The following is a 13,104-nucleotide window of genomic DNA, read 5'->3' as shown; positions in this document are numbered from 1 at the left end:
AGCCTATTTTTTCTTTTTGTTCAAAGCTTCCATGAGAACACGTTCCATGGTGCCCAAAGGCTTGTCTTTTTTATTGCCGGCAAACTGTTTCCAGTCTTCGATGTCTTTCTGGTCCGGCGGTGCCAGGGAGATGCGCCGGTTTTCCTCATCCACCTGCTGCACCAGGACCTGAACCGCATCCCCGGGTTTGAGCGCATCATACAATTTGGCATCTGCGGCATTACGAAGGACCGATACCGGCATCAGGCCGGTGACCCCGGGTTCCAGCCCGATGAACAGGCCGAAGGTTTCCCTTTTTTCCAGCCGGCCTTCCATGATATCACCGGGTTTGTACCGGACACTGATCCCGGTCCAGGGATCTCCCAGAGCATCCTTGATGCTCAAAGACACCCGTTTGGCATCCATGTCAATGGACTTGATCACCACCTGGACGTCCTGCCCTTTTTCCACCACCTCTTCGGGCCGGGTCACCCGCCGGGTATGGCTCATCTCACTGATATGCACCAGGCCGTCCACCCCCGGGGCAATCTCCACAAACGCCCCGAAATTGGTGATTCGCATCACTTTGCCGCTCACCTGGTCTCCGGGTTTGAACGCGGCATCCACGCTTTCCCAGGGGTCGGTGGCTGTCTGTTTCAGGGACAAAGAAATTTTGGGCAGGTCCTGGCCGTCCTGGGGTGTGATGCTCAACAGCTTCACCAGCACGGTATCTCCCGGTTTCACCACTTCATCCGGTTTTTCCACCCGGGACCAGCTCAGTTCGGAAATATGGGCCATGCCTTCCACACCCGGGGCCAGTTCGATGAACGCACCAAAAGGCATGAGCCGGATCACCTTGCCCTGAAGCGTATCCCCCTGGGACACATCTGCAAAAAACGCCTGCCGGGCCGCCTTGATCTCTTCGTTGAGCAGACTTCTTCGGGAGATGACAATGTTGCGCCCGTTCTCCTCATACCGGGTTACCAGAAACCGCAGGGTCTGGCCCACGAAATCTTCCGGGGTTTCCACATAATTGACATCCATCTGGCTCACCGGACAAAAGGCGCGTTTCCCCAGAATATCCACGGAGAATCCCCCTTTGATCACCTCGGTCACCTTGCCTTCCACCGGGGTCCGGTTCTGCACCGCATCTTCCAGAAGTGCCACTTTGCCGGCCCCGGAAATGGCCTTGGAAAGGATGATCTCACTCTCATTCAAAGACACCACATACAGGGTCAAAACATCTCCGGCCTGAAATGGGAACTCACCGTTCTCATCCAGCAGTTCCTGCTTTTCCACCACACCGTCGCTTTTGGTGCCGGTATCGATATACACATGGGTCCGGCCCACGGATATGATTTTACCTTCCACCATATCCCCGGGGGCCAGCTCCTGGCCCAGGTTGTCATTATAGGATTCAAAAAGTTCCTCAAAGCTCATTTCCCCGTCATCCTGATCCGGGGTCTCATCAAATTTTTCCGTCATGCATCTTCTCCAAACAGGCGGTTTATGAACATCTGCCTGACTAACTATACTTTACACGCACGGGTGTAAAGCAAAAAAACAATTATGATCCTTCCGCTTTGACCCGGGCCAGAATCTGTTCTGCCAGTTTTTCGGTAATTCCGGGCAATGATGTCAATTCATCCACAGATGCGGCTTTAAGGTTTTCCAGACCTTTGAACTGCTGCAGCAGCAGTTTTTTTCTTTTGGGCCCCACACCGGGGATGGCATCGAACACCGACAGGCGGCTCCTTTTTTTCCGGCGCTTGCGCTGAAACGTGACAGCAAACCGGTGGGCCTCGTCCCGCACCTGCTGAAGCAGAAACAGGCCCTGCTTGAACGAGGCCGTGTTCAAGGGATTGGACCGGCCCGGCACATAGATTTTGTCCATATCCTCCCCTTTGGCCTCATCTTTTTTGGCCAGACCTGCCACGGCAAACCGGCCCGCCAGGTTCAGCTCTTTGAGCACGGCCACGGCCATGCCCAGCTGGCCCTTCCCCCCGTCCACCACCAGCAGGTCCGGAAAATCCATCTCTTTTTCCGTTTTTAAAAACCGCCGGGTCAGTACCTGGGTCATGCCGGCATAATCATCGGGCCGGTCCATATCCCGAAGGATATAGCGTCGATACGCATTCTTATCCGGCCGGCCCCGGGTGAACACCACCATGGACGACACCGGGTCCTGTCCGGCCAGATGAGAATTGTCAAAACATTCGATGCGGTCCGGCATCCGGTCCATTTTCAGCAGCGCCTGAACCTGGGTCACGGCAGACTGAGCCGCTTCCGTCTTGATCCGCAATTTTTCCAGCTCCCGGGCGGCATTGACATCAGCCATTTCCACCAGCCGCCGTTTCTCCCCTCTCATGGGGACATGCACGGTCACTTTTCGATGCTTCTGCTCAGACAACCTGGATGCCAGCACATCCATGTTTTCGATTTCTCTGTCCAGAAGCACGGCATCGGGCAGAAACCGGGTCACATCATAATACTGCCATAAAAAGGCCCGCAAAATTTCATGGGATTCCTTGAATCCCGGGTCCACCGGATAATGCACCGTGTCGATGAGCCGGCCGGACCGGACGATCATCATGGTGATGACGGCCATCTCCTTTTCAACGGCCAAAGCCAGAACATCCCTGTCTTTGAGATCTGCGGCAACCACCACCTGTTTTTCCAGAATATGGGTCATGGCGGTCACAGCATCCCGCTTCTGGGCCGCTTTTTCAAATTCCAGGGCATGGGCATGGGCCTGCATCTGAGCTTTGAGTTTCTGGATCACCTGACCGGACCGGCCCTTGAGAAACAGCACCGCATCTTTGACATGCTGTTTGTATTCCTGTTCATCCACCTTCAGGCAGCAGGGTCCCAGACAGGCGTTGATCTGATAGTTCAGGCAGGGCCGGGACCGGTTTTTGAACTGGGTGTTCCGGCATTTCCGGAGTTTGAAAATTTTCTGAATCTGGCCCAGGGTCTGGTTCACACTCCGGGACGAGGAATAGGGCCCGAAATACAGGGCCTGGTCGTTCTGGATCCGCCGCACCCGCTGGATTGCGGGAAACGGCTCATTCATGTCAATGCGCAGCAGCGGATAATTTTTGCCGTCTTTGAGCAGCACATTATACCGGGGCCGGTATTCCTTGATCAAATTGGATTCCAGAATAAAGGCCTCGTGATCCGATGCTGTGATGATCACATCGAAATCCCGGACCATGGCCAGCAGGGCCGCGGTCTTGCCGTCCGTGTGATCCTGCCGGGCAAAATAGGATCCCAGGCGTTTTTTCAGGTCCTTGGCTTTTCCCACATAAATGATTTTTTTCCGGGCGTCTTTCATCAGATACACCCCGGGCGCATGGGGGGTCTGATGATATTTTTGTGTCAGATCAGCGCGCATCACCGGTTATCCGCCGTTAAAACGGCACCATGTCCGTGAGCTGCCGGATCTTGTCCCGAAACACCGCCGCCTGTTCAAACTCCAGATTTTCTGCGGCTTTTTTCATCTTGTATTCCAGATCCCGGATCAGATCTTCCAGATCGATGTCATCCCCGTCATAGGCTTGAATATCTTCATGCACCGAAGGCGTTTCCTGCCCGGAACCCGCCGTATCCGATGCCGGGTATTTAAACACGTTGAGTTGTTTTTGAATGGTGGCCGGCACGATATGATGGGCCTCATTATACGCTTGCTGAATTTTCCGGCGGCGCCGGGTCTCGGCCAGGGCTTTTTTCATGGACTTGGTTTCTTTTTGCGCATACATGATCACCCGGCCGTACACGTTCCGGGCGGCCCGGCCGAAAATCTGGATAAAGGACCGGAACGAGCGCAGAAATCCCTCCTTGTCCGCATCCAGGATCGCCACCAGAGACACCTCGGGAATATCCAGGCCTTCCCTGAGCAGATTGATGCCGATGAGCACATCAAACACCCCCCGGCGCAGATCCTGGATGATCTCGATGCGCTCCATGGTCACGATGTCCGAGTGCAGGTATTTGACCTTGATGCCCAGATCCGCATAATATTCAGTCAAATCTTCGGCCATGCGTTTGGTCAGGGTGGTCACCAGGACCCGTTCATCCGCTTCCACCCGTTTGATGATTTCCTGGTACAGGTCATCCACCTGGGTTGTGGCATCTCTCACCTGGACTTTCGGATCCAGAAGCCCGGTGGGCCGGACAATCTGTTCCGCCACACGGATGCCGGACTTTTCCAGCTCATAGTCCGCAGGCGTGGCTGACACATAAATGATCCGGGAGGTGCGGGCCGAAAACTCATGAAAAGCCAGGGGCCGGTTGTCCACGGCCGAAGGCAGGCGGAACCCGTATTCCACCAGAGTCAGTTTCCGGGACCGGTCCGCCTTGTACATGCCTGCCAGCTGGGACACGGAAATATGGCTTTCATCAAAAAACAGCAGAAAATCATTCGGCATATAATCCAGCAAAGTAGGGGGCGGTTCCCCGGGATTCCGCCCGGTGAGATGCCGGGAATAGTTCTCGATGCCGGTGCAGTATCCGATCTCGTTGAGCATTTCCATGTCATACCGGGTCCGCTCTTCCAGACGCTGGGCCTCCACCAGCCGGTTGTCGGCCCGGAGCTGGGCCAGCCGCTCTTCCAGTTCCGCAAAAATCGCCTCCACAGCCCGTTTCCGGGTCTGGCTTTTGGTCACATAATGGGAGGCCGGATAGATGGCGGTCTGGTCAAACGTGGTCAGGATTTCTCCTTTCAAGGGATCGATCTCGCAGATCTCCTCGATCACGTCCCCGAAAAAATCGATGCGCACGGCCCGGTCTTCCTCATACGCCGGAAAAACCTCCACCCGGTCGCCCCGGACCCGGAACACGCCCCGGTGAAAATCGGTATCATTTCTTGTGTACTGGATCTCCACCAGTTTCCGAATCAGCGTATCTCTGGAGATCTCCATATCCCGGGCCAGGGTGATGCGCAGATCCAGATAGTCTTCCGGAGCCCCCAGCCCGTAAATGCAGGACACCGACGCCACAACAATGACATCCCGCCGGGCCAGCACCGACCGGGTGGCGGAATGGCGCATCTTGTCGATGATGTCGTTGATGGAAGAATCTTTTTGAATATAGGTGTCGCTGGAAGGCACATAGGCTTCAGGCTGGTAATAGTCGTAATAGGACACAAAATATTCCACGCAGTTGTCCGGAAACAGCAGCTTGAATTCATTGTACAGCTGGGCTGCCAGGGTCTTGTTGGGGGCAATGATCAGACTGGGTTTTTCCACTTCGGCAATGATATTGGCCATGGTGAATGTCTTGCCGGACCCGGTCACGCCTAAAAGCACCTGGTGGGGTTCATTGGCCTTCACCCCTTGTGTCAGATATTCAATGGCCTTGGGCTGATCTCCGGTGGGAGAAAACGATGATTTCAGATGAAACAGACTCATGGATTTACAGGCCTTTCACTGCACGGACGTTTCTTCGTCCGGCCGCCTGGGCCAGGCGCTGAGCACCCCCTGGAGCAGAATGGCCAAAGGAATGGCAAAGAACACCCCCCACACGCCCCAGATCCCGCCGAAAAACAGCACCGCCACGATAATGGCGATGGGATGCAGGTTCACCACCTCGGAAAACAGAAGCGGCACCAGCACATTGCCGTCCAGCATCTGGATCACCAGGTAGGCCAGGATGATCCAGGCCAGATCCCCGGTCCATCCGAACTGGAAATACGCCACCAGGGCCACGGGAAAAGTCATGACCGCGGCCCCGATATAGGGCACCAGCACGGAAATCCCCACCAGAAACGCCAGGAGCAGGGAAAAGCTGAGTCCCATGAAAATAAATGTCAGGTAAGACGCGCCCCACACGATCAGAATTTCCCAGAACTTGCCCCGGATGAAATTGCCCAGCTGCACATCCACGCCCTGCCACACCCGGCTGGCCAGGCCCCGTTCCCGGGGCAGATGCCGCCGGATCCATCCCATGAGCTGGTCCTTGTCCTTGAGAAAGAAAAACACCAGCAGCGGCATCAGCACGATATACACCACCAGGGTGATGACCCCCACCACCGACGACAGGGTCTGGCGCAACATCCGGTCCGTGAAATGGCCCGCTTCCCGCCGGATCTGATTGAGCACATTCTCGATCTCCACCTCACTGAAAATATTGGGATATTTTTCCGGCAGGGACAGAATCAGGGTCTGGGACGCACTGAGCATGTCCGGCACCTCCTGGAGCAGCTGGGTGGCCTGTCTTGTCAACACCGGGAGCAGCCAGAACAACAGGGCCAGCAGCACCAGAAAAAACACCAGAAACACAATACCCACCGCCAGCATCCGGGGCGCCCCCACCCGCTGCAGCGGCTGGATCAACCCCTCCAGCAGATACGCAATGATCAGGCTGGCGATCACCGGCACCAGGTGGCGGCCGGCCAGCAACACCGTGGCCAGTCCCACCACCAGAAACACTGCCAGAATCACCACCTGGGGGTCTGAAAAATACCGTCGAACCCAGTCCTTAATTACACCCATTCTTTGCCTCAACCGTTTAAAATCAATCTTTGCAGTCTATCCTGTTTTCATTTTTTTTTCCATCATTTTTCCTACAGAGAATTTCGCTATAGCCGGCCCAGGCACAAACAAAAAAGAGCACCATGCAATCCATAATGACATTGTATATCAGAATCCCATAAAAGCGTATTGACATAGTACCAAAAAGCGGTACTATATATACTATGAAAACAAAGCACAAAAAGACTTTGGAGCAAATTTTTTCCCGTCCGGTCAGCGGGAATATCAAATGGTATGATATTGAATCATTATTCAAAGGCCTGGGTGCGACAATCAAAGAACGGGAAGGCTCGAGAATCGGTGTGATTCTATTTGGCGAGATTCAAGTTTTTCATCGACCTCATCCATCACCGGACACCGACAAAGGAGCTGTGTCAAGTATTCGAAAATGGCTGGAAAGAAATGGGGTGACACCATGATGAACCTGATGACGATAAACGGTTATAAAGCGATCATTCATTATGATCCGATTTTAGACAAATTTCGGGGAGAGTTTATAGGACTCAATGGGGGCGCTGACTTTTACGCAACCACCATTGAAGCGCTCAAAAAAGAGGGAAAAGCCTCTCTGAAAGTTTTTCTTGAAATGTGCGAAGAGGAGGGAATTCCACCGCTGAAAGAATATTCCGGCAAATTCAATTTGCGGGTGTCCCCAGAACTGCATGCACAGATCGCAGCAAGGGCGGCAGCAGAGGGAAAGAGCCTCAATCAATGCGTAAAAGACCTGCTCGGGGATGCAATTCATTCATAAAAATCAAAAACGAGTCGGCGGGAAAGCCGATATTGCTGAAAGAAGACACTGACAATGAAAATATTAATTCTCAACGGGAGTCCCCGGAAAAACGGCACCGTGGCCACACTCCTCAAAGCGGTGGCTGAGCCGATCACCAACAAACATGAAACCGAATGGATCGATGTGTGCAAACTTGACATGAAATTCTGCACCGCCTGCATGGCCTGCCGGGACAAAGGAACCTGCGTCCTGCCGGAAGATGATGCGCACCGGGTGGGCAAAAAGATTCAAGAAGCCGATACACTGATTATCGGCACCCCAACCCACTGGGGCAATATGTGCGCACCGCTCAAACTTCTTTTCGACCGCAACGTGCCGGTGTTCATGGGGGAAAGCCCCAAGGGAATGCCGGAACCCAGGCAGAAAGGCAAACGTGCTGTCATCGTGACGGCCTGCACCACTCCATGGCCTTTCAATGTCATTCTTCCGGAAAGCCGGGGCGCAATCCGGGCGGTTAAAGAAGTCCTTCACTATGGCGGGTACAAGGTCGTGGGCACGATAACCAGACCCGGGACCAAAAAATCAAAGGAAATCGCTTCATCTTTAATGGAAAAAGCGGGGCGGTTGGGGGAGAAACTCGTGTAGTGCTCCATTTCCTTTAAAAAACCGATTTAGTTATTCTACCATGGTACACCGCTAAGGGATGAAGCCTCATGTTTCAAGATTCTGAAAGCCGATGTCCATTTTATCATACTTGATCATCCAATCCGAGCAGGCAATATTTCTTTACATATTCGGGGATTACTGATACGGAAAACTTGAATGAAAGATTCACAGTTCAAGACATTATGTTGTTGGCACCAAGGGAGATAAAATGAAAGCGGTAGAAATATCAATTCACAATTTCCGTTCTATCTGCGACACGACGATATCTCTATCGGATTGCGGAATGCTTGTTGGAGCAAACAATGCTGGCAAGACCACAGTTATTGACGCAATTCGAGCATTTTACGGCAAGGGAATTAAATTCGAAAAAGGTCGTGACTTTCCGCACAGAGGTGCCATAGATAATGAATCTTGGGTTGAAATCGAATTTAAACCAAATCAAGCTGAATTCGTTAATCTAAAAGATGACTATAAAACCGATCGCCGGACATTCAGAGTCCGAAATTATCTGTTTTCTGACCAAAAAGATGCTGAAAACAAAGCACGCTCTGGTCCATACGCTTATATAGGTGGGAATCTATCTGATGAACGATTCTACGGTTTCAAGAACGTAGGCCAAGGAAAGTTTGGGGAAATAATTTACATTCCTGCTGTTTCAAAGGTAGATGAACACACAAAATTAACCGGCCCATCGGCCCTGCGTGATCTACTGAATACGGTTTTGTCCAAAGTAATGGAACAATCCGTCGCTTATCAAGCACTCAATGCATCATTCTCACAGTTTGAAGGGGCTATTAAAACCGAAGCAACGGCTGAAGGGCATTCGATACAAACCATAGAAACCGACATTTCAGAGGAATTGTCTAATTGGGGCGCTGGATTTAAACTCAACATCAATCCGGTTGGTATAGACGAAATTATTAAAGGACTTGTGAGCCATGAGATAGTTGATGAAGACCTTGGAACCTCTCAGCCAATAAGTTCTTATGGACAAGGATTTCAAAGAAGTTTAATTTATGGTCTAATCCGTATTGCAGCCAAATATAGTACAAAGAAACCTTCCGCGAAGAAGAAGGATTTTGTTCCGGAATTAACTTGGATCCTATTTGAAGAACCAGAGGCTTTTCTACATCCCACACAAATCAGTGTGTTGAGTGCAGACTTACGTGCCCTTGGAAAATCTGGAAGTTCACAAGTCTTGTTGTCAAGCCACAATCCATTGTTCGCGACTCATAGCATTAGAGAAATTTCTTCAATTTGCCGTCTACAAAGAGATAATTGTCAAACGTCCTCCTATCAAATTTCAAATCAGCAATTGGATGCTGTGCTGGTTAGCAATCAACAAGATACGCAAACTTGGCAAACGGCAGGTATGACTATTGATACTGATGACCTTCTCACTGATATGGAAGCTGTTAAATATGCACTATGGTTAGATTCAAAGAGAAGTGCGGCGTTTTTTTCAGAAAAAGTCCTTTTAGTCGAAGGCCCAACGGAAACGGCACTTTTTTCCTATATGCGTGATCAAGGGAAACTACCCAACTGCAATGGTGTGGTCATCATGGATACCATAGGGAAATTTAATATTCATCGTTTCATGCGGCTTTTTGAGTGTTTTGGTATCAAGCACTATGTCTTGTATGACGCAGATAATGGTCGTCACCCGGCAATAGATGTCACTATACAAGCAGCTACTAACCCTCTTACCAAGGGGGTTGATACCTTCCAAAAAGACCTTGAGGATTTTTTAGGTATTCCGGCAGCTCGGCAAAAGCACCGAAAACCCCAACACGTAATGTTCTACGTTGAACGTAATGACATAGATTTGAACCCGTTGGCAACCAAGATAAATGCACTTGTCGGTTAGTAAGCACAGTTTCCAACAAGGCAAATTAACTCGGATGCAAATTCCGCTAAACTCCATTTGCAGCGTTTTTTTCAACGTTATTTGATGAGAAGTGATGACAAAAAGAACTATTCTTAATAAATTATGGCGAGACCAAGAAATCATTGGAAAAATATATTGTCAAATTCTACGTCTGAATATAGGAGGATGTTTAAATGAATCTGAGAAAGAAACTTTTTTTAAGCATCTAAAATCATTGATGCACAAATTACATGCTATTAAATATCATTTAGCCAATTATCGGAAAATTGAAAAAGAATTTCAATTTGGAGCAATTGAAGCAATTCAGATCAATCAAAATGAAGTAAAAGAAGCATTTGAGCTAATATTCGAATTGGAAGCATTTTTTTTTCAAATCAAAAGCTCATTGGATATCCTGACAAAATTAATACCCCCTATTTTAGGTAACGATTGCATTTCGACTAGAACATACAAGAACAAGGGTGACTCAATAATTAAAGGTCTGAATCAATTAAAAAATAATAAATCTTTTGAATCAAAAGAAATTGAAGATATGATTAATTTGATTCGACAAGATAAGGACCATTGGATTCAAGCTACCATCGACTGGAGAGATGAGTTAAGCCATTATGAAGGAGTAAAGGATTTTTATTTTTTACCCAAAAAACATAAAACAAAGCTCTATACTGTCGGAAAACCCGAATTTAAAGGTCGAGATGTTTTACAAACGATGGAAATGATTTCACAAAACAATCTCAATTATTCTCAAGAGTTTATATCAATTGCACTATCCATACGAATGTCAAAAGTTTTTAAGCTTATGAGAGGATCAGAAGAAGATGCGATGAAGTCTTTTGATAACGAATTACCGTATGCAAAATACGCAGTATATTATTGGACCTTTAAGAATCATCCGGTAAAAGAACAAACTTGAAAAACTGATCGACAAAATTACCGTTCAGGACAGAAGTCTTTTCAAAGGCTATCAGATTTTGACAATGGAATAAAAAATATCAATTACCAAATACGCTCAAAAAAAGAAGCACCAGGTAAAGAAAATGAAACTGACCGACAATGAGATAAGGGACATCAACCGTCATCTTGAGGCAGGAAAACCCCTGCCTGAGAAATACCGATTTTTATTGTTTGAAGACAAAAAAGAAGTCGAGCTGGTTTGGAACGGTAAAACCGGTGATGTCTGCAATATTGTTCTGCCTTTTCAGGTCATTGAGCAGGTGGATGAGCCCCGGGCCGAAGAGAACAGGGCCTTGCAGATGGACATTTTTCACCAGCAGACCGGACGTCAGGTCACGGGCTGGAACAACAAGCTGATCTGGGGCGATAACAAATTGATCCTGTCCTCGTTGAAAAACGGATCGCTGCGTGAAGAGATTGAAGCCCAGGGCGGCATCAAGCTGATCTATATTGATCCGCCCTTTGATGTGGGGGCCGATTTTTCCATGGACATTGAAATCGGGGGCGAAACCTTGACCAAAAAGCCCAGTGTGCTGGAAGAGATCGCCTACCGGGACACGTGGGGCAAAGGAGCAGATTCCTTTATCAGCATGATCTATGAACGCCTGGTGCTGATGCGGGACCTGTTGGCTGAGGACGGCAGTATTTATGTACATTGCGATTACAGAGTCTCCGCCTATATGAAATTGGTCCTCGATGAAGTCTTTGGTGCTTCTTGTTTTATTAATGAGATTGTTTGGAGAAGAAGGACTGGCATATTAAACCAAAGCAGAAAATTTGGGTCTTCAACTGATTCGATTTATTTTTACGCCAAAAATTCAGACAAGTATTTATTCAAACAGCAATACATTCCATACTCTGATGATGATAACTATGTGAAAACAAAATTTGTATATAAAGATTCAGATGGTAGGCGATACCGGCTACATGCTATAAATAGCCCATCCTATAGCCCTTCCCTAATTTACGAATACAAAGGTTATAAACCTCCAGCTAATGGCTGGTCTTTTAAGCTGGATACAATGAAAGAGTGGGATAAGGCGGGAAAACTATATTTTCCTGATAATAAGAACCAGCGAATCCAGAGAAAGCAATATTTAGATGAAAGTGAGGGGAAACCAGCACAAAATCTTTGGGATGATATAAGACCTATCAACTCTCAAGCTCTGGAAGATACAAAATACCCTACCCAAAAACCTGAACAATTTATCGAACGAATGGTAAAAACTTCTTCCAAAAAAGGCGATCTCATTGCCGACTTCTTCTGCGGCTCAGGCACAACAGCGGCTGTGGCTGAAAAACTGAATCGGAAATGGATCTGTTCCGATTTGGGCAAATTCGCCATCCACACAACCCGTAAACGCATGATCGGGGTGCAGCGCGGCCTGAAGGCGGAGAACAAAAGCTGGCGGGCCTTTGAAATCCTGAACCTGGGCAAATATGAGCGCCAGCATTATATCGGCATCAACCCGGATCTGAGGGAAGAAGAAAAACAGCAGCAGTTGCGGGAAAGGGAAAAAGCGTTTCTGGAGTTGATCCTTCATGCCTACCGGGCCGAAGGGGTCAGCCAGTTCAACTGCTTCCAGGGGAAAAAGGCGGGGCGGCTGGTGGCGGTGGGGCCGGTGAATCTGCCGGTGACCCGACTGTTTGTGGAAGAGATCATTCTGGAATGCCGGCAGAAGCATATTACCAAGGTGGATATCCTGGGGTTTGAATTTGAGATGGGATTGTTTCCCAATATCCAGGAAGAGGCAAAAGCCAAGGGCATTGATCTTGCCATGAAATATATCCCAAGGGATGTATTTGACAAACGGGCCGTTGAAAAGAACCAGGTGGTGTTTCATGATGTTTCTTTTATTGAAGTCAAACCCCATTTTGGCAAGGGGAAGAAAAAACATCATATTGCCATTGAGCTGACCGATTTTTCTGTGTTTTATTCCCAGGATGCTGCAGATGCAGACGTGAATCTGGCCAACAAAAAATCTAAAGTGATCGTGGACAAGGGCCAGGTGGTCAAGATCAGTAAGGACAGGGACGGCATTGTCAATCGTGAAGTGCTGACCCAAAAATGGTCGGACTGGATCGATTACTGGTCTGTGGATTTTGATTTTGAATCCAAACGGGAAATATTGCGGGTAAACAATCCGGAAACCGGGGAAGCCGAGGAAGTCTGGAGTGGTGATTATGTGTTTGAAAATGAATGGCAGTCCTTCAGGACCAAAAAAAACAGGAATCTGGAATTGAAAAGCGCCTTTGTAGAATGCCCGCCTGGCCGCCGCAAAATTGCCGTGAAAGTGGTGGATATTTTCGGCAATGATACCATGACAATCATTGAGGTGACCGTGTAACCCTAT

10 protein-coding genes are annotated in these 13,104 nt (G+C 49.0%); 6 read left to right on the top strand and 4 right to left on the bottom strand.

The annotated features are described in order from the left end of the window. Positions 1-3: 3 nt before the first annotated feature. From K365_RS0104920 to K365_RS0104905, 4 genes are all read right to left on the bottom strand, one after another. Positions 4-1,464, bottom strand: coding sequence for a 30S ribosomal protein S1 (locus K365_RS0104920; RefSeq protein WP_024333740.1), 1,461 nt, complete (start codon positions 1,462-1,464; stop codon positions 4-6). Between the two features lie 82 nt (positions 1,465-1,546). Then, positions 1,547-3,373, bottom strand: a complete 1,827-nt coding sequence (uvrC, locus tag K365_RS0104915; protein ID WP_024333739.1) for an excinuclease ABC subunit UvrC — start codon at positions 3,371-3,373, stop codon at positions 1,547-1,549. Positions 3,374-3,389: 16 nt separating this feature from the next. Next, positions 3,390-5,387, bottom strand: a complete 1,998-nt coding sequence (uvrB, locus tag K365_RS0104910; protein WP_024333738.1) for an excinuclease ABC subunit UvrB — start codon at positions 5,385-5,387, stop codon at positions 3,390-3,392. A gap of 15 nt (positions 5,388-5,402) precedes the next feature. After that, complete coding sequence (locus K365_RS0104905) at positions 5,403-6,470, bottom strand: AI-2E family transporter (protein WP_024333737.1); 1,068 nt, start codon at positions 6,468-6,470, stop codon at positions 5,403-5,405. 203 nt (positions 6,471-6,673) lie between these two features. Between K365_RS0104905 and K365_RS27155 the strand changes: the two genes are divergently transcribed. The 6 genes from K365_RS27155 to K365_RS0104880 all read left to right on the top strand — a co-directional run bounded on the left by K365_RS27155 (position 6,674) and on the right by K365_RS0104880 (position 13,098). Then, positions 6,674-6,928, top strand: a complete 255-nt coding sequence (locus K365_RS27155; protein ID WP_084489743.1) for a type II toxin-antitoxin system HicA family toxin — start codon at positions 6,674-6,676, stop codon at positions 6,926-6,928. After that, positions 6,925-7,260 carry a type II toxin-antitoxin system HicB family antitoxin gene (locus tag K365_RS0104900; protein WP_006963692.1) on the top strand — a complete coding sequence of 112 codons (336 nt, stop codon included), beginning with the start codon at positions 6,925-6,927 and terminating at the stop codon, positions 7,258-7,260. The genes K365_RS27155 and K365_RS0104900 overlap by 4 nt, the downstream gene beginning before the upstream one ends. 54 nt (positions 7,261-7,314) lie before the next feature. Then, positions 7,315-7,887, top strand: a complete 573-nt coding sequence (locus K365_RS0104895; RefSeq protein WP_024333736.1) for a flavodoxin family protein — start codon at positions 7,315-7,317, stop codon at positions 7,885-7,887. 229 nt (positions 7,888-8,116) lie between these two features. Then, positions 8,117-9,775, top strand: coding sequence for an ATP-dependent nuclease (locus K365_RS0104890; RefSeq protein ID WP_024333735.1), 1,659 nt, complete (start codon positions 8,117-8,119; stop codon positions 9,773-9,775). Between the two features lie 94 nt (positions 9,776-9,869). After that, positions 9,870-10,709, top strand: a complete 840-nt coding sequence (locus tag K365_RS0104885; RefSeq protein ID WP_024333734.1) for a hypothetical protein — start codon at positions 9,870-9,872, stop codon at positions 10,707-10,709. A gap of 124 nt (positions 10,710-10,833) precedes the next feature. Then, entirely contained in the window at positions 10,834-13,098 is a 2,265-nt protein-coding gene (locus tag K365_RS0104880) for a DNA methyltransferase (protein ID WP_024333733.1), read from the top strand. Positions 13,099-13,104: the final 6 nt, after the last annotated feature.

It is taken from the genome of Desulfotignum balticum DSM 7044 (genome assembly GCF_000421285.1).
In the GTDB taxonomy this organism is placed as follows: domain Bacteria; phylum Desulfobacterota; class Desulfobacteria; order Desulfobacterales; family Desulfobacteraceae; genus Desulfotignum; species Desulfotignum balticum.
The sequence above is the reverse complement of the archived record's forward strand: the minus strand, read 5'-3'. Positions and strand labels throughout refer to the sequence as shown.